We start from the raw sequence: 20517 nt of genomic DNA on the forward strand, positions 1-20517 counted from the left end.
TTTGTGCCAGCGCCGCGCGTCAGCGTCCTGATCCAGATCAAATCACCGCCTCGTCTTGCGGGGCGGCGCCTCAATGAGGGCCGACGTATCAGGTGAAGTCGAGCACCACACGACCGTCGATCTTGCCGGCCTTCATGCGGTCAAAGATGGTGTTGATCTCCGACAGCGGCGCCGTCGTCACCTCGGCCGTCACCTTGCCTTCGGCGGCAAAGGCGATCGCCTCGTCGAGGTCGCGCCTGGTGCCGACGATCGAGCCACGGACGGTGATGCGCTTCAGCACAACATCGAAGATCGGCGTCGGGAATTCACCCGGCGGCAGGCCCACGAGGCTGACCGTGCCCTTGCGGCGGACCATGTGCAGCGCCTGCGCGAAAGCCGGCGTCGACACCGCCGTGACCAGCACGCCATGAGCGCCCCCGCCGGTGATTGCGATCACCCGCTCCACGGCATCCTTGTCGAGCGCGTTGACCGCATGCTCGGCCCCCGCCTCCAGCGCGAGCTTCAGCTTGTCCTCGGCGATGTCGAGCCCGATCGGCTTCAGCCCCATCGCCTTTGCATACTGGATCGCAACGTGACCAAGGCCGCCGACGCCGGAGATCACCACCCACTCGCCCGGACGCGTGTCGGTTTCCTTGAGGCCCTTGTAGGTCGTCACGCCGGCGCAGAGGATCGGGGCGATCTTGGCGAAGTTCACATTGGCCGGCAGGCGCGCGGCGAATGCCGCAGAGGCGATCACGTATTCCGCAAAGCCGCCGTTCACGCTGTAGCCGGTGTTGTGCTGATGCTCGCACAAGGTTTCCCAACCGGTCTCGCAATATTCGCAGCGCAGGCAGGCATCATGCAGCCACGCAACGCCAACCGCATCGCCGACCTTGAAGTCGGTAACACCGGCCCCGAGCGATGCAACGATGCCTGCAGCCTCATGCCCGGGAATGAATGGCGGCACCGGTTTCACCGGCCAGTCTCCGGAGGCAGCGTGAAGATCCGTGTGACAAACGCCGCATGCCTTCAATTTGACGAGGAGCTCGCCCGGACCCGGCACGGGAACCGGAACGTCCTCGATGACGAGCGGCTTGCCGAAGGCTTTGACGATTGCGGCTTTCATGGTCTGCATCTGTCTGCTCCTCATGTTGAGGCGCAAACTAACGAGGCTGAACGACGTCGGTCTTGATCGGTGTCAAATAACAGTGCCGCTTTGATGCGCAGCATGTAACAGTTTCATGACAGCTGCAAAGTCGACGCATCCGTCGATATCATGCGTGAAACTTCAACCCGTCGATGACCTTGTCGACCACCTTGCGCTCTGCACGAAACGCCAAGCCCACCAGATTGAGATCGGCGCGCGCCACAGCCCTCACCGCCTCACGGTTGGCGTCGTCATGCGTGGTCTTGAACATGTCCTCGGTATAGAGCGCCGGCTTCACATCGCGTGACAGCGCGCGATCGAGAGCACGCGCCAACGCTGCGCGATCCGGCGCGCCGTAGATCAGGATCGGTTGTCCAATCAACGCATGATAGCTGGTGGCCGAACCGTCCTCGTAAAGCGCGCCGATGCATTCCGGGTATGCCGCAGCAATGCCGCTGGATAGAAACGCCGCAACGTTCAGCTTCTGCCAGGCCTCGAGATCGTTGCGGATGATCAGCGCGATTTTGGTGTCGAATTGCATGTCACGTCCAAGGCTCGATGTTCACGACGGCCCAGAATAGCCGAGCCGCTCCGGCCGGGAAGCACCGAAATGAGAGCGTGCATGCGGAACCTGGTAGCTCGGATCAATCAGCCCTTGGCGTCGCACACCCAGGCACGGATGACGCATTCCTTGCCACCATATTTATAGCACTCCCGGGTGGCGTCGTTGAGCGAGGTCGAGATCTTCGGCCTGACGGCGTAGCCGTGGGCGCCGCACGGATTCGCCAGATCGACCGCGAATGCGGCGCACGCCTTCTTCATCGTCACGGCCGTGCACTCACCCTTGCACTGCTTGAGCGCCGCCGCCTTGGCGAGATGCTCCGCCGGATAATCGAAAGCCTGACCGTAGGCGGCGCATTGGCCGATGGCGAAGGCTCCGGCGGCATGCGCCGGGCTGATGGCGCCGTCACTCGCCACACGCGCAGCGCCGACGATCACGGTCAAGCCAAATGCAAACAGCGCGAGACGACGCGCAGCGGTCGAAATGATCACTTTTTCCTCCCCCGAGGCCCAATACGGCAAATCTAGCCGGGGGTCGTTGAAACTTGGTGAATGAGAGATTGAGGTGCGGGTTCTGACCGGCGTCATTCCGGGGCATTCGCGCGCAAAATGGCGAAGCCATTTTGGAGCAGCGCGAATGAGCCCGGAATCCATAGCCACAGGACGATGTCGTGAGGCGAGATGCTCACGACCAGCGTGCCTCACACGGCTTGCTGGGGGTATGGATTCCGGGCTCGCGCTCTGCGCGCCCCGGAATGACGAGGTGAGAGTCCCGCAGACGGCAAAGATCAGACCCGCCGCGCGGCCTCGAGCGCCTGCGGTGTGTCGATGTCGAGAAAGGCACTGTCGCCGTCGACGGGCACCTCGGCGACGGCCTCGGTGTGCTTGGCGATCAAATGCCGGGCGCCGACGTCACCGTCGAGCGTCATCAACTCGGCGAAGAAGCGGCGCGACCACAGGACGGGATTGCCGCGGCGTCCCTCGGACACGGGGATGACGATCAAATTGCCGCGATCGGGGGCAAAGGCGGCGATCAGGCGGTCAAGGAGATCCGACGACACCAGGGGCATGTCGCCGAGGCACACGACCGCGCCATCGACGCCCTCGGGCACCGCGGCAATGCCTGATTTCACCGAGCTGGCAAGCCCACCGGCGAAGTCGGGATTGCGGATGAAGCGGACGTCGAGGTCGGACAGCGCGTTCTCGACCAATTCGGCCTGATGGCCGGTCACGACGATCACTTCGCAGGCCCGGGAGGCCAGCGCCTGCTCGGTCACGATCCGCACCAGCTTCTTGCCGTCGAGCTCGGCCAGCAGCTTGTTCGGTCCGCCCATGCGGGTCGAGCGTCCCGCGGCGAGCACCACTGCGGCCACCTTGCGTTCGTCCACGGCCGCCTCCGGCTTGGCGCGCGGCTGCGGCCGCGTCACGATCTCCATCAGCAGGCCGCCGACACCCATCGCCGTGAGCTCGGCGCGTGTCACCTTGATGCCGGCCAGCAGCCGCATCAGCACCCAGTCGAAACCGTTCTCGGCCGGCGAGCGTGCGCAGCCGGGAGCGCCCAGCACAGGCACGCCGCCGGCGCTGCCGATCAACAGCAGATTGCCGGGGTCGACCGGCATGCCGAAATGCTCGATGGCACCGCCGATCCCGGTGATGGCGGCGGGGATGACGTCACGGCGGTCGGCGATGGCGGAGGCGCCGAAAACGATCACGAGCTCGGCCCCGAGCGCCAGCAGCTCGTTGATTGCGGCGGCCAGCGCGGCCTGCTCATGCGGCACGCGGCGCTCGGCGATGATGCCCGCGCCAGCTGGCGCCAAGCGTTCGGCAGTCACCCGCAGCGTCTTGTCGATCACCTTGGGTGCGAGACCCGGCAACATGGTCGAGACCACGCCGACGCGCTTGACGACATAGGGCGCGATGCTGAGCGCACCCTTGCCGGCCGCAGCCACGGCCGCATCTCGCAGGCGGCCCTCGACGCCGAACGGGATCAGCTTGACGGTGCCGACCATCTCGCCTTCGACCACCGGCTTGAAAGCCGGCAGGGTCGCAAATGTGATGGCCTCGTCGACCCCATTGATGCGCTCGACAGCGGCACGGTCGATCATCAGCACGCCGGGCTGAGCCGCGAACAGATTGGCGCGCCCGGTGAAGGCGCGATCGACATGGATGCCCTCGCCCGCCACGACCTTGGCAACATCGGCGGCTGCTTCATCCTCCGAGACGTCGCCGGCCTCGAGCCGGACCACGACGATCTCGTTGACGCCTTGCCCGACCAGCGCCTCGACCTCGGCGGGACCGATCAGCGTGCCCTTCTTGAGCACCAATGATCCCTTGCGCAGGGTGTGAACGGTCACCCCGCCGATCGCCTCGGCTGGACTGGCAGGACCGAACTTCATGCCGCCTGCTCTTTCTCCTTGGCCGGCAGCCGCAACGTCGCGGTGATCTGCGCCATGATGGAAACGGCGATCTCCGCGGGCGACACCGCGCCGATGGCGAGCCCAATCGGCGCGTGGATGCGCGCGATGTCAGCATCAGTCGCCCCCTGCGCGCGCAGGCGGTCGCCGCGCTTGGCGTGGGTCTTCCGCGAGCCGAGCGCGCCGATATAGAAGCAGTCGCGCGAGAACGCATGCAGCAGCGCCGGATCGTCGATTTTCGGATCATGCGTCAGCGCGACAAAGGCCGTGTAGTGATCGACGTTGAGCGGTGGCAGCGCTACGTCGGGCCATTCGGCGATCAGCGGCACGTCGGGGAAGCGCTCGGGACTTGCAAAGGCGGTGCGCGGATCGACGACGGTGACGTCGTAGCCGAGCGACCTGGCGATCGGCGCCAGCGCCTGGCTGATATGGACGGCGCCGATGATGACGAGCTTGGCCGTCGGCGCGTAGACGTTGAGGAACAGCCGCTTGCCAGCGGCTTCAACCATGCCGCTCTTGCCCATGCGCAGATGCTTGCCAAGCTCGTCCGCTAGGGAATCGGTGGCAATCGCCGCAGCCTTGACCAGGCGCTGCTCGCCGGTGGCGACGTCGGTCACGAGAATCGCCGGACGGCGCGCAGCGCGCTCGGCATTGAGTTCGGCCAGTGTGCGAAGGTCCATGTCTCAGCCCACCTTCTCGACGAATACGCGGATGGTGCCGCCGCAGGACAGGCCGACATTCCAGGCGGTCTCGTCGGCGACGCCGAACTCCAGCATCTTGGGCTGGCCGCTGGAGATCACGTCGAGCGCCTCGGTGACCACCGCGCCCTCGACGCAGCCGCCGGACACCGAGCCCAAAAACGTGCCCTCGTCATTGATCACGAGGTTGGAGCCGACCGGCCGTGGCGCCGAGCCCCAAGTCTCGACCACGGTGGCGAGCGCCACGCCGTGTCCGCCCCTGTGCCAGTCCTCGGCGGCCTTGAGGATGTCTTCGTTGCGGTCGAGCATGGCGATCTCCTTGTCGGACTGATCAGGCGGCGGGCCGGATCGCGCTGCGATGATGTGGCGGCAGCGGCGACGACAGCGCCGAGATCAGTGTCTCGATCGAGGTCAAGTTATGTACGGGGCGGAATTCGTCAACGTGAGGCAGCATGGTTTTGATGCCCTGCGCCTTGGCCTCGAAGCCAGAGTAACGCAGCAGCGGGTTGAGCCAGATCAGGCGGCGACAGGACCGGTGCAGCCGGTCCATCTCGAAGGCGAGCTTGCTGTCGGCCTCTCGCTCCAGCCCGTCGGAGATCAAGAGCACGATCGCGCCCTGCCCGAGCACCCGCCGCGCCCATTGCTTGTTGAAGGTCTCCAGCGAGGTCGCGATCCGCGTGCCGCCGGCCCAGTCCTCGACATTGGCCGAGCAGCTCGCCAGTGCCTCGTCCGGATCGCGCTGCCGCAGCGCGCGCGTGACATTGGTCAGCCGCGTGCCGAACAGGAACACCGACACGCGCTTGCGGGCGTCGGTGATGGCATGCAGGAAATGCAGGAACAGGCGGGTGTACTCGCTCATCGAGCCGGAGATGTCGAGCAGCGCCACGATCGGCGCCGGCTTCTCGATTCTCCCCAGACGATGGAAGTTGATGATCTCGCCCTCGGTGCGCAGCGCTTGGCGCAAGGTCTTGCGCATGTCGATACGGTGGCCGCGCGGATCCGCCGTGTGGCGGCGGGTCTTCAGCTCGGCCTGCGGCAGCCGCATCTTGGCGATGGCGCGCGCGACCTCGGCGATTTCAGCCGCGCTCATCTGCGCAAAGTCCTTCTTCTGCAGCACCTCGCGGTCGGACACCGACAGCCGCAGGTCCTGCTCCTGCGCCTTCGGCTCCTCATGCATCTGCGGCTGCGACATCGCCTCCTGGACGCGGCGCGAGGCTGGCGGCGGCTTCTTCTTGGCGTGGTCCGGCAGCGGCACCGAATCGAGCATCGACTTCCACTCCTCGGCCGGCCGGAAGAACAGATCGAAGGCCTGGGCGAAAATCAGCGCGTGCTCGTGGCGCTTGACGAAGATCGATTCCAGCGTGGTGAAGACATCGGGCCGCTTGCCGATGTCGATGACCTCGAGCGCGGTCATGGCGTCGATGACGGCGCCCGGTCCCACGGGCAGACCAGCGGCGCGTAACGCGCGCGCAAAGCCCGCAATGTTATCGGCGATGCCGCCGGTCGGCGGCGCGAGGTGATTGATGCTGGTGGGCATGGCCTGATCCCCTCGAATTCCAAACGCGCCCCAACTTGAGGCCGTCATTCCGGGGCGCCCGAAGGGCGAGCCCGGAATCCATACTCACGATCGTGGTTATGGATTCCGGGCCTGCGTGCTGCGCACGCATCCCGGAATGACGAGCTTTATTGTTGCACGACCTCGACTCACGTCTCGCTGGTCGCGTCCTTGATCACCTTGTTCAACGCATCGCCCTGCATGCGGGCGATGTCGTCCTGATACTTCAGCAGCGCGCCTAGCGTATCGCCGACCACCTCGGCATTCAGCGAGCGCGCATCGAGCTCGGTCAGCGCCGTGGCCCAGTCCAACGTCTCGGCGACTCCCGGCGATTTGTAGAAGTCCTGGTTGCGCAGCGCCTGCACGAAACGCACGATCTGCTGCGACAGCCGCTGCGAGATGCCGGGCAGCCGCGTCTTGACGATCGCGAGCTCGCGCTCGGCCGAGGGATAATCGACCCAGTGATACAGACAGCGCCGCTTCAGCGCGTCGTGGATTTCGCGGGTGCGGTTGGAGGTGATGATGACGATCGGCGGATGCGGCGCCTTGACGGTGCCGAATTCGGGGATCGTGACCTGGAAGTCGGACAGGATCTCGAGCAGATAGGCCTCGAAGGCCTCGTCGGCGCGGTCGAGTTCGTCGATCAAGAGCACCGGGGCGCCGGCGACATCCGGCTCCAGCGCCTGCAGCAGCGGGCGCTTGATCAGGTAGCGGTCGGCGAAGATGTCCGACGACAACTGGTCGCGATCGACATCGCCGCCGGCTTCCGCGAGCCGGATCGCGATCATCTGCGCCGCCGAATTCCACTCGTAGACGGCGGACGCAACGTCGAGACCCTCGTAGCATTGCAGGCGGATCAGCTTGCGGCCGAGTGCCGCCGACAGAACCTTGGCGATCTCGGTCTTGCCGACGCCGGCCTCGCCTTCGAGGAACAGGGGCCGGCCCATGCGCAGCGACAGATAGGTCACCGTCGCCAGCGATCGCTCGGCCAGATAGCCGCGCGACGACAACAATTCGAGCATCGCATCGACCGATGCTGGCAGAGCCGGAGCACTCATGGCGAGACCGCTTCCTTCGACGTCACGACGCCGGAGCTTCGGGCTCGGCGGCCCCGTCAGACGCGGAGGATGCCTTGGCTTCGGCATTGGCGGCATCAACCGCGCGGCGCGCCAGCACGCCGATCAGGTGGGCGCGATATTCGGCACTGCCGTGAATGTCGCTGTTGAGGCCTTCGGCGGAAACGGGAATGCCTTCGAGCACCTTCGGTGAGAACCGCTTCTGCAGCGCCTCCTCGAACGCGGTGACGCGGAACACGCCGTTGCCGCCGGCGCCAGTCACGGCGACGCGCACGTCGGAGGGACGGCGCGCGACGAACACGCCGACCAGGGCGTAGCGCGAAGCCTGGTTGCGGAACTTGACGTAAGCCGCCTTCTTGGCCAGCGGGAAGCTCACCTTGGTGATGATCTCGTCCGGCTCCAGCGCGGTCGTGAACAGCCCCAGAAAGAACTCTTCGGCCTTCAGCTTGCGCTTGTTGGTGACGATGGTGGCGCCGAGCGCGAGGCAGGCCGCCGGATAGTCCGCGGTCGGATCGTTGTTGGCGATCGAGCCGCCGATGGTGCCGCGATGGCGCACCGCGGGGTCCCCGATCAGGCTCGCCAAATGAGCCAGCGCGGGAATCGCCTCGCCGACAGTGGCGGAGCTCGCGACCTCGGCGTGACGCGCCATCGCACCGATCACGAGATTGCGGCCCTTCACTTCGATCGTGTCGAGACCCTCGACATGCGAGAGATCGACCAGATGCGGCGGGCTGGCGAGCCGCTGCTTCATGACGGGCACGAGCGTGTGGCCCCCGGCGACCAGCTTGGCGTCCTCGTTCTTGGTGAGGAGATTCGCGGCCTGGCGCACGGTGGCCGGCCGGTGATATTTGAATTCGTACATGGGATTGTCCTGTGCTCGGCGGGCCGACTTGGGCGACGTCAGACGTTTAGGCGAGGTCCGATTTGGCCATCGCCTTGGCGCCAGCGGCGATCGATTGCACGATGTTCTGATAACCGGTGCAGCGGCAGAGATTGCCTTCCAGCTCCTCGCGGATGGTCTCGTCGCTGAGCTCGTGTCCCTTGCGGTGGACGAGATCGACCGCGGTCATGATCATGCCCGGCGTGCAGAAGCCGCACTGCAGACCATGATGCTCGCGGAACGCCTCCTGCATCGGATGCAGCGGCGCACCGTCGGCGGCCAGCCCCTCGATCGTCCTGACCTCGTGGCCATCGGCCATCACCGCCAGCGTCGTGCAGGACTTCACCGCCTTGCCGTCGAGATGCACGACGCAGGCGCCACACTGCGAGGTGTCGCATCCGACATGGGTGCCGGTGAGGCGCAGATTCTCGCGCAGGAACTGCACCAGCAGCGTCCGCGGGTCGACGTTCGCCGTGACGGGATTACCGTTCACAATCATGGAAATCTTGGCCATTCAGGACTCTCTATATTCCGCGCACAGCGTTGCACTGCAGCGCAGCCCAGCAAAAATCGGTCGAAAACCATCATATTGACGCTCTCCGCGACGGGCAACCTCGCCCCGGACAGCGCATGGGTCGGTTGCGGTCAGCCTTGAACGGCCTTGGCGAAGTTCGCGAAGAATTCATCGGCGAGCTTTTTGGCCGCGCCATTGATCAGGCGCTGGCCGAGCTGCGCCAGCTTGCCGCCGATCTGGGCGTCGACATTGTAGCTCAGCAGCGTGCCGCCATCCTTCTCCGCCAGGCCGACGACGGCGCCGCCCTTGGCGAATCCGGCGACACCGCCCTCGCCCTCGCCGGAGATCTTGTAGCCGTTCGGCGGATCGAGATCGCTCAGGGTGACCTTGCCCTTGAAGCGCGCGGAGACCGGTCCGACCTTCATCTTGGCGACGGCACGGAAGCCGCCATCCTCGGTCTTCTCCAACTCCTCGCATCCGGGGATGCAGGCCTTGAGCACCTCAGGATCGTTCAGCTTGGCCCAGACGGCCTCACGCGGAGCCGCCAGCTGGACCTCGCCCGTCATCGTCATTGCCATGAGCATCTCCCCCCGATTGGCGCGGTTAGAGGCATTCAAGTAAAGCACCGAACGCCTAAAAGGAAGGGCAAGCAGCGCCGTCAAGCGTTGCAGAAACGCGGGAGCACCGCAGCATTCCGGGTCTCCTGGCCGGCGGGTTTTGATTGGCAGACGGCGCCCGCAATGGTTAGTTCGCCATCAAATCTGCACGATTCCTCCGGCGTTGACCGCCGCCTGCGACAAGGATTGCGCCCATGCCGATGATCGATGCCGACGGCTGTCTGTTGAACGTCACCGTCGAGGGCCGCGACGGCGGGCCGACCCTGATGCTGTCGAACTCGCTCGGCTCCACCCTGCAAATGTGGGAGCCGCAGATGCGGGCCTTCACGCAGGTTTTCCGTGTGGTCCGCTATGACCGGCGCGGCCATGGCAAGTCGACGGTCGCCCCCGGCCCCTACTCCATCGAGCGATTCGGCCGCGATGCGCTGGCGATTCTCGACGACCTCAACATCGAGAAGGTGCACTGGTGCGGGGTCTCGATGGGAGGCATGGTCGGGCAATGGCTCGCGGCGCATGCCCCCGAGCGGGTCGGCAAGCTCGTGCTCGCCAACACCACCTGCTACTACCCGGATCCGGCCATCTGGGACGCCCGCATCAAGGCGGTTCAGGACAATGGACTCGCGGGGATCGCGGACACGGTCATCGCCGGCTGGCTGACGCAGGAGTTCCGCGATGCCAATCCGGACGTGGCCGATCGCATGAAGGCGATGCTGGCGGCGACGCCGGTCGAGGGCTATCTCGGCTGCTGCGCGGCGCTCCGCGCGCTGGACCTGCGCGAGGACCTGCCGGCCATCAAGAGCCCCGTTCTCGTCGTTGCAGGCCGCTATGACAAATCGACGCCGATCGCGATGGCTGAAGCGATTCGCAGCCGGATCCCCGGTGCCAGCATGACCATCGTCGATGCCGCACACATCTCGAACGTCGAAGCCGCGGGCCAGTTCAATGACGCCGTGCTCGGCTTCCTGACCCAGCGCTGAGTGCATCCGCGCCTCGGGATCGGCGCCCCCAGCCCGCGGCCTCGGGGCTGCCGCGGCGGTCGATCAGAACTTGACGCCTGCGGCGGCGCTGTTGGCCACCCCTGGCTCCATGCCGTTCGACGGAGCGGATGCCGCCGGGGACGCCGTGGGCTGGGTCGCCGGCTTTTCCACCAGCATGACGATCGCAGTGCCCAGCAGCATCAGCAGCTCGGTCGCATGAAGGCGCAGTGCCTGCGTCTCGCCGATCTTCGCGGCCATGATCATGCTGAAGAACGTCAGCATGCTGCCAAGGCCGAGTCCGATCGACAACGCTTCGACATAGCCCGCCACCTTTCGCACCCGCGGCACCAGGATCAGGACCAGGAACATCGCGAAGAAGCCTGCGACCGTCAGTCGCGCCAGCGCGAGCAGCCAGGCGGCGCGGACGGTTTCGAGGCCTGACAGGTGAAGGTGATCGCTGATGAACAGCGCGACCGCGATATTGGGCCGTGCAAACAGCGCCTGGATCGGCGAGACCATGATCTGGAAGGCGATGGCGGTCCAGGCGGGCACGAAATAGAGCGCCAGCAGCACGCCATTGACGCAGCTGAGCCGCCAGTTTCTGATCACGCAGTTCTTGATCATGTTCGTCCACCTTTGCGTCCCGCAGTTCCGGACGAGCTAACGCGCGGCAAATGCACCCGGCAATTTAAACCCTTTGTTTACCTTAACGGGGCGGCCAGCCGGGATCGGTTCACGCGCCCAGGCGAAACCAGGGACGTGGGCTGAGCTTACGGACCGCTCGAGCCGTCAGACCCGCTTTCGCCCTGCGCATCCGTCTCCTTCTGCCCGGGCTGCCGGCTTTCGCCAGGACCCTGCCGGATCGGCTTGCCCTGCGTCTGGCCCTGTTGATTCTGGCCGGGGTTCTGGTGGCCCTGGGTCTTGTCGGTCAGCCTGCTCATGCGTGTCTCCCTGGTCGCAACGGCACGACAACCAATGCGGGAACGCTCCTCCAGTTGCCAAGCGGCCGCGTTCCCCGGCGATTGTTCCGTGGCAATGATGTGCCGTAACCGAGGCAACGGAACTGCGCCATCAAAGCAGGCGGGATAAGCCCTCAATTGCGGCACTGCACGCTGTTGCGGCACCCGGTTCCTAGCTGTTAGTACTTGACCACGCGTCGCCTTTGGCGCGGGTGCGAGGTCCAGGTCCCCCGCCCCGCCGCAAGGCCCCCGCCGCGTTGCGAACCGGTCTCGGCAGTCAGGACAACGGCAGTCTCAATAACGGCAATTCATGGATTATTTCGCGCAGCAGCTCATCAACGGCCTCGTGCTCGGCTCGATCTACGGCCTGATCGCCATCGGCTACACCATGGTCTATGGCATCGTCGGCATGATCAATTTTGCCCACGGCGACGTCTTCATGATCGGCGGCTTCATCGCGCTGATCTCGTTCCTGGTCCTCGTCTCGATCGGACTGACCGCTGTCCCGGTCATCCTGCTGATCGTGCTGCTGGTGGCGATGGCCATCACCGCGCTGTATGGCTGGACCATCGAGCGCATCGCCTATCGTCCGCTGCGCCATTCCTTCCGGCTGGCGCCGATGCTGTCGGCGATCGGCATGTCGTTCGTGCTGACGAATTTCTCACAGGTGTCGCAGGGCGCACGCGTCAAGCCGGTGCCGCCGATCGTCACCGGCGGCTACACGTTGCACGAGGGCGAGAGCGGCTTCGTCGTTCAGCTCTCCAACATTCAGATCGTGGTGGTGATCACCACGATCGTGTTGCTGGGACTATTCACCTGGCTGGTATCGCGCACGCGGCTCGGCCGCGACATGCGCGCCTGCGAGCAGGACCAGACCATGGCCGCGCTGCTCGGCGTCGACGTCGACCGCACCATCTCGATGACCTTCGTGATCGGCGCCGCGCTCGCTGCCGTCGCCGGCATGATGTACCTGCTGTATTACGGCCTGGTCGATTTCTTCATGGGCTTCGTCGCCGGCATCAAGGCGTTCACGGCGGCCGTGCTCGGCGGCATTGGCTCGCTGCCGGGAGCGATGCTCGGCGGCCTCGCGATCGGACTGATCGAGACGTTCTGGTCGGCCTACTTCTCCGTGGAGTACAAGGACGTCGCAGCATTCTCGATCCTCATCGTGGTGCTGATCTTCATGCCGACCGGCCTGCTCGGCCGGCCCGAAGTCGAAAAAGTCTGAAGACGGAGCCCGTGTGAGCGCGTCCCATCCCGCCTCGTCGAATGGCTCCGAACCGGTCGGAGCCGCCTTCATCCTCAAAAAGGCCTTTCTCAGCGCCCTCGTCGCACTCGGCCTGTTCTCGCTGATGATCGGCGTCCGGACCGAAGCGGGCCAGAGCGGCCAGCTCGAATACTGGACGCGCTTCGGCGATCTCGCCAGCCTGGTCGCGGCGGTTTTCGTCGGCTCGATCATCGTCGAGCTGCTACGGCTGTGGCTCGGTCCGCGCGGCGGCCTCGGCAGCTTCGTGCCCCCCTCGGTGCAGAGCGGCCTGTCGATCGCCGGCCGCTATCTCGCGCCGGCGCTGCTGATCTTCACCTTCCTCGTGCCGGTGATCTTCTACAATCAGCGCTACATTCTCGATCTCGGCATCCTGGTGCTCACTTATGTGATGCTCGGCTGGGGCCTCAACGTCGTGGTCGGCCTGGCCGGCCTGCTGGACCTCGGCTATGTCGCGTTCTACGCGGTCGGCGCCTATTCCTACGGGCTGCTGTCGACCACCTTCGGCCTGTCGTTCTGGATCTGCCTGCCGCTCGCCGGCATCCTCGCCGCATTCTGGGGCGTGCTGCTCGGCTTCCCGGTGCTGCGGCTGCGCGGCGACTATCTCGCGATCGTCACGCTCGCATTTGGTGAAATCATCCGCCTGGTGCTGATCAATTGGCAGGACGTCACGGGCGGCCCCAACGGTGTCTCCGGCATCCCGCGCCCCACCCTTTTCGGCATTCCGCTGACGCCGGGTGAAGGCGGCCTCGCGGCCATGCTCGGCATTCCCTTTTCGCCGACGCATCGCATCGTCTTCCTGTTCTATCTGATCCTGGCGCTGGCGCTGCTCACCAACTGGGTCACCATCCGGCTGCGCCGGCTGCCGATCGGCCGCGCCTGGGAAGCGCTGCGCGAGGACGAGGTCGCCTGCCGCGCCCTCGGCATCAACATCACCACGACGAAGCTCACCGCGTTCGCCACCGGCGCCATGTTCGGCGGCTTCGCCGGGGCCTTCTTCGCCACCCGCCAGGGCTTCATCAGCCCGGAATCCTTCACCTTCCAGGAATCGGCGCTGGTGCTCGCCATCGTCGTTCTCGGCGGCATGGGATCGCAGCTCGGCGTGGCGCTCGCAGCGCTTGCCATGATCGGCGGCTTCGAGCTGTTCCGAAGCCTCGAGGTCTATCGCATGCTGGTGTTCGGTCTCGCCATGGTGCTGATCATGATCTGGCGGCCGCGCGGCATCGTCGGCCATCGCGCACCGACCGTATTCCTGGAAAAATCCAAGAGCATCTCTTCGGACCTCGTCAAGGAAGGCCACGGATGAGCTCCGCTCCGATCCTCGCGCTCGAAAATCTCACCATGCGCTTCGGCGGCATCGTCGCCGTCAATGCGCTGTCGTTCACCGCGCAGCGTAAGCAGATCACGGCGCTGATCGGCCCGAACGGCGCCGGCAAGACCACCGTGTTCAACTGCATCACCGGCTTCTACAAGCCGACATCGGGCATCATCCGCCTGACGCACGACGACGGCGCGCAGTATGAGATGCAGAAGCTGAGGGACTTCAACATCTCCAAGCAGGCCAAGGTAGCGCGCACGTTCCAGAACATCCGGCTGTTTCCGGGCATGACTGCGCTCGAGAACCTGATGGTGGCGCAACACAACGCCCTGATGCGTGCGTCGGGCTTCACGGTGCTCGGGCTGCTCGGCGTGCCGTCCTGGCGCGCCGCCGAGCAGAGCGCGATCGATGCCGCGGTGTTCTGGCTGAAGCGCGTCGGGCTGATCGACCGGGCCGATGATGCGGCCGGCAATCTCGCTTATGGCGACCAGCGGCGGCTGGAGATCGCACGGGCGATGTGCACCGGGCCGGCCCTGCTCTGTCTCGACGAACCCGCCGCCGGCCTCAACGCGCGCGAGAGCGCCGCGCTGAGCGAGCTCCTGCTCTCGATCCGCAGCGACCACGGCACATCGATCCTCCTGATCGAGCACGACATGAGCGTCGTCATGGAAATCTCCGACCGCGTCGTCGTGATGGACTACGGCGTCAAGATCGCCGAGGGTACGCCGCGCGAGATCCGCGACGATCCAAAGGTCATCGCCGCCTATCTCGGCACTGACGAGGAAGAAGCCGCAGCCGTGATGGAGGCCGAGGCGTGAGTGCGTCCCTGCTCGCCATCCGCAACCTGCGCGCCTCCTATGGCAAGATCGAAGCGCTCAAGGGCGTCGACCTCGAGATCAAATCCGGCGAAATCGTCGCGCTGATCGGCGCCAACGGGGCCGGAAAGTCGACACTGATGATGTCGATCTTCGGCCGTCCTCGCGCCAGCTCGGGCCATATCGTCTATGACGGCCATGACATCACGCAGGTGCCGACGCATCAGATCGCGCGGCTCAAGATCGCGCAGTCGCCGGAGGGCCGCCGCATCTTCCCGCGCATGAGCGTCGCAGAGAACCTGCAGATGGGCGCTGACGCCGGCGACACCACCGAGGCCGAGCGCGCCGGCACGCTGGAGCGCGTGTTCGCGCTGTTCCCTCGGCTGAAGGAGCGCATCGACCAGCGCGGCGGGACGCTGTCCGGCGGCGAGCAGCAGATGCTGGCGATCGGGCGCGCGCTGATGAGCCGGCCGCGGCTGCTGCTGCTCGACGAACCTTCGCTCGGCCTGGCCCCGCTGATCGCCCGGCAGATTTTCGACGCGATCCGGACACTGAACCGCCAGGACGGTTTGACCGTGCTGATCGTGGAGCAGAACGCCAATCATGCGCTGAAGCTCGCCCACCGCGGCTACGTGCTGGTCAACGGACTGGTCACGCTGTCGGGCACCGGGGCCGAGCTGTTGCAGCGGCCGGAGATCCGCGCCGCCTATCTCGAGGGCGGCCGCCACTAGGCGACCATCGAGCCCCCGGCAGAGCGGCAGACCGGCAGAAATGGCCTTAGCCCTTCGTCGATTTGCCCGAAAAATGCCGGTGACTTCGGCGGAAAATCAGCCACAATGCGCGCGGTCTGCGGCCCGCCGTTCGGGCCGTCTCCGTGTCGACCTACCCCCTGTGAGGATTTCTCATGAAACCACTCAAACTCATCGGCTTGGCTCTGGGCGCGTCGCTGGCGCTCTCGACCGCAGCCTACGCCGAAGACATCACCATCGCCGTGGCCGGCCCGATGACCGGCGGCGAGTCGGCGTTCGGTCGTCAGATGCAGAACGGCGCCGAGATGGCGGTCGCCGACCTCAATGCCGCAGGCGGCGTGCTCGGCAAGAAGCTCGCCCTCCAGGTCGGTGACGACGCCTGCGATCCCAAGCAGGCCCGCTCGGTCGCCGAGAAGCTCGCCGGCTCGGGCATTCCGTTCGTCGCCGGGCATTTCTGCTCGTCGTCGTCGATCCCGGCCTCGGAGGCCTATGCCGACAGCAACGTGCTGCAGATCACCCCGGCGTCGACCAACCCGCTGTTCACCGAGCGCAAGCTGTGGAACGTGGCGCGCGTCTGCGGCCGTGACGATCAGCAGGGCCTGGTTGCCGCGAACTACATCGCGAAGAACTTCAAGGGCAAGAACATCGCGATCCTCAACGACAAGACCACCTACGGCAAGGGTCTCGCCGACGAGACCAAGAAGGCGCTGAACAAGGCTGGCGTCACCGAGAAGATGTTCGAGTCGTACAACAAGGGCGACAAGGACTTCAACGCGATCGTGTCGCGCCTGAAGCGTGAGAACATCGATCTCGTCTATGTCGGCGGCTACCATCAGGAAGCCGGCCTGATCCTGCGTCAGATGCGCGACCAGGGCCTCAAGACGATCCTGATGGCGGGCGACGCGATGAACGACAAGGAGTTCGCCTCGATCACCGGTCCGGCCGCAGAAGGCACGCTGTTCACCTTTGGCCCCGAACCGCGCAACAAGCCGACCGCCAAGGCGATCGTCGACAAGTTCAAGGCCAAGAACATCGATCCCGAGGGCTACACGCTCTACACCTACGCCGCGATCCAGGTCTGGTCGCAGGCCGTGAAGAAGGCCAACACCACCGATGCCAAGAAGGTGATGGACACCATCAAGGCCGGCGAGTGGGACACGGTGCTTGGCAAGCTCGGCTTCGACGCCAAGGGCGACATCAAGCAGATCGACTACGTCGTCTATAAGTGGGACGCCAAGGGCGCCTACGCCGAACTCGGCGGCAAGGGCTCCTGATCTCAGATCAAGGTGATCCACAAATTCGAACGCCCCGGTCGATGACCGGGGCGTTCTTTCTTCGGCTGATCGCGGGACGCTTCGCGTTCCCTCGCCAAGCCTGATTGAAGGCAAGGCTCCGAGTTCCGCAATCGGTCAGCCTGCGCAGGCCGACAGAGGCGCTGCGCGCGTGTTCTTCACGGCCGAGCGGGCTGCCTCGACCGCGCGCATCAATTCGGCCGGACGGAACGGCTTCTGCAGGTAGACGACCCGGGTCAACTCCTCGGACATTGCGGCTCCGTCGAACGCGCTCATGCCGGAGACGGCCACGACGGGTACATCGGGAACCAGCGCACGCATTCCGCTGACCAGATCGAGACCGTTGGCTTCGTCGAGATAGATATCGACGATGACGGCGTCGAACGTCTGGTCGCGGAACAATTGCAGTCCGGCCGGAGCGGTTCCCGCTTCGACCACATCGAACTGATTGACGCGCAGCACCATACTAATCATGGCCCGGACGTCCTTTTGATCGTCCACCACAAGAATCCGTGGCATCAAAATCTCCAGAAATTTTTCGTTGGACAGCCTACAACATAAAAAGAAATCAGCTACAACTACGGGTATATTTATCCCGGTTGCGGTAAAGGTGCAGTTACTCCAACGCGCGACTCATTCAACAGAACGCTACATATTGGTACCATACAACCTTTATTAGAATAGCATATTTTTTCGCGCCATCATCGTCTCCGTGCCGAGTTGCACGTTGATGCCAGGCGCAGGACTTTGGAGATGCAGAGCATCGAGGATACTGGCGAAGTTCTTCTATCGACGACCACCGCAACGCATCGGGACCGTGTCGCAGCACTCGCTGCGGTTGTCGTCTCGGCCCTGCTCTTTGCCGCCGCCGCTCCCTTCGCCAAGGTCCAGCTGCCGGCAATGCCTGCGTTCGTCGCCAGCTATCAGTCGGCACTGGCACTGAATGACCTGATCACGGCGTTCCTGCTGTTCTCTCAATTCGTGCTGCTGCGCTCGCGCCCGCTGCTGTGGCTGGCCTCGGGATATCTGTTCACCGCACCGGCGGCGCTGCTGCACACTCTGGTCTTTCCCGGGCTCTACTCACAGACCGGGCTGCTCGGCGCCGGACCGCAGAGCGCGGTCTGGATCTACATGATCTGGCATGGCGGGTTCCCGTTCTTCGTCCTCGCCTATGCGCTGCACACGCGCCGCCGTTTCGCGCCCGTCAGCTCGGTCGCCGCTCCGCTGTCGTTCGCAATCCTCGGCGTGGCGATCGTCCTCGCTGCGCTGACCTGGACGGTGATCGCCTTCGATTCATCGCTTCCCGCGCTGATCCACGACGGTACGGCGACAACGGCCCTGAAGGTCGTGGTCGGTGCAATCTGGTGCGTGACGCTCTTGGCGTTGGCCATGCTGGCGTGGCGTCGCCCGCACACCATTCTCGATCTGTGGGTCATGGTGGTGCTATGCGCCTGGCTATTCGACCTTTCGCTGTCATCGATGCTCAATGCCGCAAGATTCGATCTCGGCTACTACGCGGGCCGCATCTACGGCCTGCTGGCGGCGAGCTTCGTGCTCGGCGTCCTGCTCGCCGACAATGTCGGACTGCAGACGCGCCTCACGCGCCTGCTGCGGCAGCAGCGCCGGCAGAACGAAAGCGAGCGTGCCCGCTTCATCGCGCGCGAGAGACTGTTCAGCGCCGTCGTCGAGTCCTCCAATGACGCCATCATCACACTCACCCTGCACGGCAAGATCACGTCATGGAACCGTGCTGCCGAGCAGCTGTTCGGATACGGCGCCGACGACGCGCTGGGCAACGACATCGGCCTGATCGTCCCCGCCGAGCGGCGTTCCGAGGTCGATGGCATCCTCGGGCGGATCGGCGGCGGCGAGAAGATCGAACATCACGAGACGGTGCGCCGGCACAGGGATGGCCACACGATCGAAGTGTCGCTCAGCGTCTCCCCGATCCACGACGCCCGCGGCACCGTGATCGGCGCCTCGAAGGTCGCGCGCGACATCACCGAGAGCAAACGTACACGCCATGCGCTGAATCGGGAGACGGAGGAGCGGCGGCGCATCTTCGAGACCTCGCAGGACCTGATCCTGATCGCGAACTCCCGCGGCGATTTGATGCAGGTGAGCCCGAGCGCACAAGGCATCCTCGGTTATCGGCCCGAGGAGATGGTCGGCCGCAACGCCAGCGACTTCGTCTACCCGCCCGAGCTGGAGACCGTTCGCAGCCAGATGCGCGACTGCCGCCGCGGCCGCGACATCCACAATTTCGAGGCCCAGTTGCTGCACAAGGAAGGACGCGGCGTCGTCCTGAACTGGATGGCGAGCTGGTCGGAGCCGGTGCAGCGCCACTTTTTCGTCGGCCGCGACCTGACCGAAAAGCGCGCCGCCGAGGCGCAGTTCCGCCAGGCGCAGAAGATGGAGGCGGTCGGCCAGCTCACCGGCGGGGTCGCCCACGACTTCAACAACATCCTCACCGTCATCACCGGCAGCATTTCCATCCTCTCCGACGCGGTCGCGGGACGGCCGGAGCTCGCATCCGTCGCCAAGCTGATCGACGATTCCGCCGACCGGGGCGCGCATCTCACCCGGCAATTGCTTGCTTTCGCGCGCAAGCAGCCGCTTCAGCCGGTTGACCTCGACGTCAACGCGCTGATGAACGAGACCGCCGCCCTGCTGCGTCCGACGCTCGGCGAACACATCGAAATCGAACGCATCCTCAGTCTCGATCCCTGCACCGCGCTGGCCGATCCGAACCAGCTCGCCACTGCGATCGTCAACCTCGCCCTCAATGCGCGCGATGCGATGCCGCAAGGCGGCAAGCTGACGCTGGAGACCGCGAACGTTGCCCTCGATCAGGACTATGCCGACGCCAACAACGAGGTCGCGGTCGGCAACTACGTCATGGTCGCGGTCAGCGACACCGGCAGCGGCATCCCGCCGGCCTATCTCGACAAGGTGTTCGACCCCTTCTTCTCGACCAAGGGCGTTGGCAAGGGCACCGGCCTAGGCCTCAGCATGGTGTTCGGCTTCGTCAAGCAGTCCGGCGGCCACATCAAGGTCTATAGCGAGGTCGGGCACGGCACCTCGATCAAGCTCTATCTGCCGCGCTCGGCTTCGATGCCGACTGCAGCCACGGATCAGCGCGCGCTGGACACGAGCGGCGGCAATGAGACGATCCTGGTCGTCGAGGACGATCCGATGGTCCGCCAGCACGTCGTCACCCAGGTTGCGAGCCTCGGCTACACCACCCTCGCCGCCGCCAATGCCGCCGAGGCGCTCGACGTGCTGGAGCGCCATCCGGAGATCGATCTGCTGTTCACCGACGTCATCATGCCGGGCGCCATGAACGGCCGCCAGCTCGCCGATACCGCCCGCGCGCGGCGTCCGTCGCTGAAGACGCTGTTCACGTCCGGCTACACCGAAAATGCCATCGTGCATCACGGCCGCCTCGACGCCGGCGTGCTGCTGCTCGCCAAGCCCTACCGCAAGCCGGAACTCGCCCGCATGATCCGCATCGCGCTGGAGGGGTGAAGACGGCCGATGCGGATAGCCTTGATGAGCGCAGCGACATCCAGGTTCACCGCGACAACACAAGAAATCCCGGATATCGCTTGGACTCATTCGGGCCGTGAGGATGCAGGGTGTTGCATTGAGGCGGCGCGCCGCCCGCGCTATCCCTCCACCATCACCACCAGCATCGAGGGC

Annotated in this window: 21 protein-coding genes; 7 read left to right on the forward strand and 14 right to left on the reverse strand. The window is 65.1% G+C overall.

Annotation, left to right across the window (positions count from 1 at the left end; translation table 11 throughout):
* Positions 1–88: 88 nt before the first annotated feature.
* From adhP to HL666_RS06335, 11 genes are all read right to left on the reverse strand, one after another.
* Positions 89–1114 carry an alcohol dehydrogenase AdhP gene (adhP, locus tag HL666_RS06285; RefSeq protein WP_172113818.1) on the reverse strand — a complete coding sequence of 342 codons (1026 nt, stop codon included), beginning with the start codon at positions 1112–1114 and terminating at the stop codon, positions 89–91.
* Between the two features lie 139 nt (positions 1115–1253).
* Complete coding sequence (locus HL666_RS06290; RefSeq protein ID WP_172180437.1) at positions 1254–1667, reverse strand: DUF2000 family protein; 414 nt, start codon at positions 1665–1667, stop codon at positions 1254–1256.
* Positions 1668–1774: 107 nt separating this feature from the next.
* Positions 1775–2179, reverse strand: coding sequence for a DUF4189 domain-containing protein (locus tag HL666_RS06295; RefSeq protein WP_172113816.1), 405 nt, complete (start codon positions 2177–2179; stop codon positions 1775–1777).
* A 296-nt stretch (positions 2180–2475) separates the two neighbouring features.
* Positions 2476–4083, reverse strand: a complete 1608-nt coding sequence (locus tag HL666_RS06300) for an NTP transferase domain-containing protein (RefSeq protein WP_172180439.1) — start codon at positions 4081–4083, stop codon at positions 2476–2478.
* The gene (locus HL666_RS06305) at positions 4080–4781 is read right to left on the reverse strand and encodes an XdhC family protein (protein WP_172113814.1); all 702 of its coding nucleotides are present in this window, start codon (positions 4779–4781) and stop codon (positions 4080–4082) included. The genes HL666_RS06300 and HL666_RS06305 overlap by 4 nt, the downstream gene beginning before the upstream one ends.
* Before the next feature lie 3 nt (positions 4782–4784).
* Positions 4785–5108: an XdhC family protein gene (locus HL666_RS06310; RefSeq protein ID WP_172113813.1), complete on the reverse strand. Its 324-nt coding sequence runs from the start codon at positions 5106–5108 to the stop codon at positions 4785–4787.
* Positions 5109–5130: 22 nt separating this feature from the next.
* Positions 5131–6336: a vWA domain-containing protein gene (locus tag HL666_RS06315; protein WP_172180441.1), complete on the reverse strand. Its 1206-nt coding sequence runs from the start codon at positions 6334–6336 to the stop codon at positions 5131–5133.
* Positions 6337–6503: 167 nt separating this feature from the next.
* Entirely contained in the window at positions 6504–7412 is a 909-nt protein-coding gene (locus HL666_RS06320; protein ID WP_172180442.1) for an AAA family ATPase, read from the reverse strand.
* Between the two features lie 22 nt (positions 7413–7434).
* On the reverse strand, positions 7435–8292 hold the full coding sequence (locus HL666_RS06325) for an FAD binding domain-containing protein (RefSeq protein WP_172130971.1): 858 nt from the start codon (positions 8290–8292) through the stop codon (positions 7435–7437).
* A gap of 46 nt (positions 8293–8338) precedes the next feature.
* Positions 8339–8824 carry a (2Fe-2S)-binding protein gene (locus HL666_RS06330; protein WP_172180444.1) on the reverse strand — a complete coding sequence of 162 codons (486 nt, stop codon included), beginning with the start codon at positions 8822–8824 and terminating at the stop codon, positions 8339–8341.
* A 131-nt stretch (positions 8825–8955) separates the two neighbouring features.
* Positions 8956–9402: an SRPBCC family protein gene (locus HL666_RS06335; protein ID WP_006612358.1), complete on the reverse strand. Its 447-nt coding sequence runs from the start codon at positions 9400–9402 to the stop codon at positions 8956–8958.
* A 233-nt stretch (positions 9403–9635) separates the two neighbouring features.
* Between HL666_RS06335 and pcaD the strand changes: the two genes are divergently transcribed.
* The gene (pcaD, locus tag HL666_RS06340) at positions 9636–10418 is read left to right on the forward strand and encodes a 3-oxoadipate enol-lactonase (RefSeq protein WP_172180445.1); all 783 of its coding nucleotides are present in this window, start codon (positions 9636–9638) and stop codon (positions 10416–10418) included.
* Positions 10419–10481: 63 nt separating this feature from the next.
* Here pcaD and HL666_RS06345 read toward each other — a convergent pair whose 3' ends face one another.
* Positions 10482–11042, reverse strand: a complete 561-nt coding sequence (locus HL666_RS06345; protein WP_172113806.1) for a hypothetical protein — start codon at positions 11040–11042, stop codon at positions 10482–10484.
* A 146-nt stretch (positions 11043–11188) separates the two neighbouring features.
* Complete coding sequence (locus tag HL666_RS06350; RefSeq protein WP_172130973.1) at positions 11189–11359, reverse strand: hypothetical protein; 171 nt, start codon at positions 11357–11359, stop codon at positions 11189–11191.
* A gap of 328 nt (positions 11360–11687) precedes the next feature.
* Between HL666_RS06350 and HL666_RS06355 the strand changes: the two genes are divergently transcribed.
* The 5 genes from HL666_RS06355 to HL666_RS06375 all read left to right on the forward strand — a co-directional run bounded on the left by HL666_RS06355 (position 11688) and on the right by HL666_RS06375 (position 16797).
* Positions 11688–12605, forward strand: coding sequence for an ABC transporter permease subunit (locus HL666_RS06355; protein WP_172113805.1), 918 nt, complete (start codon positions 11688–11690; stop codon positions 12603–12605).
* A gap of 13 nt (positions 12606–12618) precedes the next feature.
* Entirely contained in the window at positions 12619–13947 is a 1329-nt protein-coding gene (livM, locus tag HL666_RS06360; protein WP_172180447.1) for a high-affinity branched-chain amino acid ABC transporter permease LivM, read from the forward strand.
* The gene (locus tag HL666_RS06365; RefSeq protein ID WP_172113803.1) at positions 13944–14777 is read left to right on the forward strand and encodes an ABC transporter ATP-binding protein; all 834 of its coding nucleotides are present in this window, start codon (positions 13944–13946) and stop codon (positions 14775–14777) included. The genes livM and HL666_RS06365 overlap by 4 nt, the downstream gene beginning before the upstream one ends.
* Complete coding sequence (locus tag HL666_RS06370; RefSeq protein WP_172113802.1) at positions 14774–15505, forward strand: ABC transporter ATP-binding protein; 732 nt, start codon at positions 14774–14776, stop codon at positions 15503–15505. The genes HL666_RS06365 and HL666_RS06370 overlap by 4 nt, the downstream gene beginning before the upstream one ends.
* 173 nt (positions 15506–15678) lie before the next feature.
* The gene (locus HL666_RS06375; protein WP_172113801.1) at positions 15679–16797 is read left to right on the forward strand and encodes a branched-chain amino acid ABC transporter substrate-binding protein; all 1119 of its coding nucleotides are present in this window, start codon (positions 15679–15681) and stop codon (positions 16795–16797) included.
* Positions 16798–16932: 135 nt separating this feature from the next.
* Here the strand turns inward: HL666_RS06375 and HL666_RS06380 are convergent, their stop codons facing one another.
* Complete coding sequence (locus tag HL666_RS06380) at positions 16933–17334, reverse strand: response regulator (RefSeq protein ID WP_172113800.1); 402 nt, start codon at positions 17332–17334, stop codon at positions 16933–16935.
* Positions 17335–17568: 234 nt separating this feature from the next.
* Here HL666_RS06380 and HL666_RS06385 point away from each other — a divergent pair, with 234 nt between their 5' ends.
* Positions 17569–20343: a PAS domain S-box protein gene (locus HL666_RS06385; RefSeq protein WP_172180448.1), complete on the forward strand. Its 2775-nt coding sequence runs from the start codon at positions 17569–17571 to the stop codon at positions 20341–20343.
* Positions 20344–20517 lie beyond the last annotated feature (174 nt).

It is taken from the genome of Bradyrhizobium aeschynomenes (genome assembly GCF_013178945.1).
Taxonomy (GTDB): Bacteria; Pseudomonadota; Alphaproteobacteria; order Rhizobiales; family Xanthobacteraceae; genus Bradyrhizobium; species Bradyrhizobium aeschynomenes.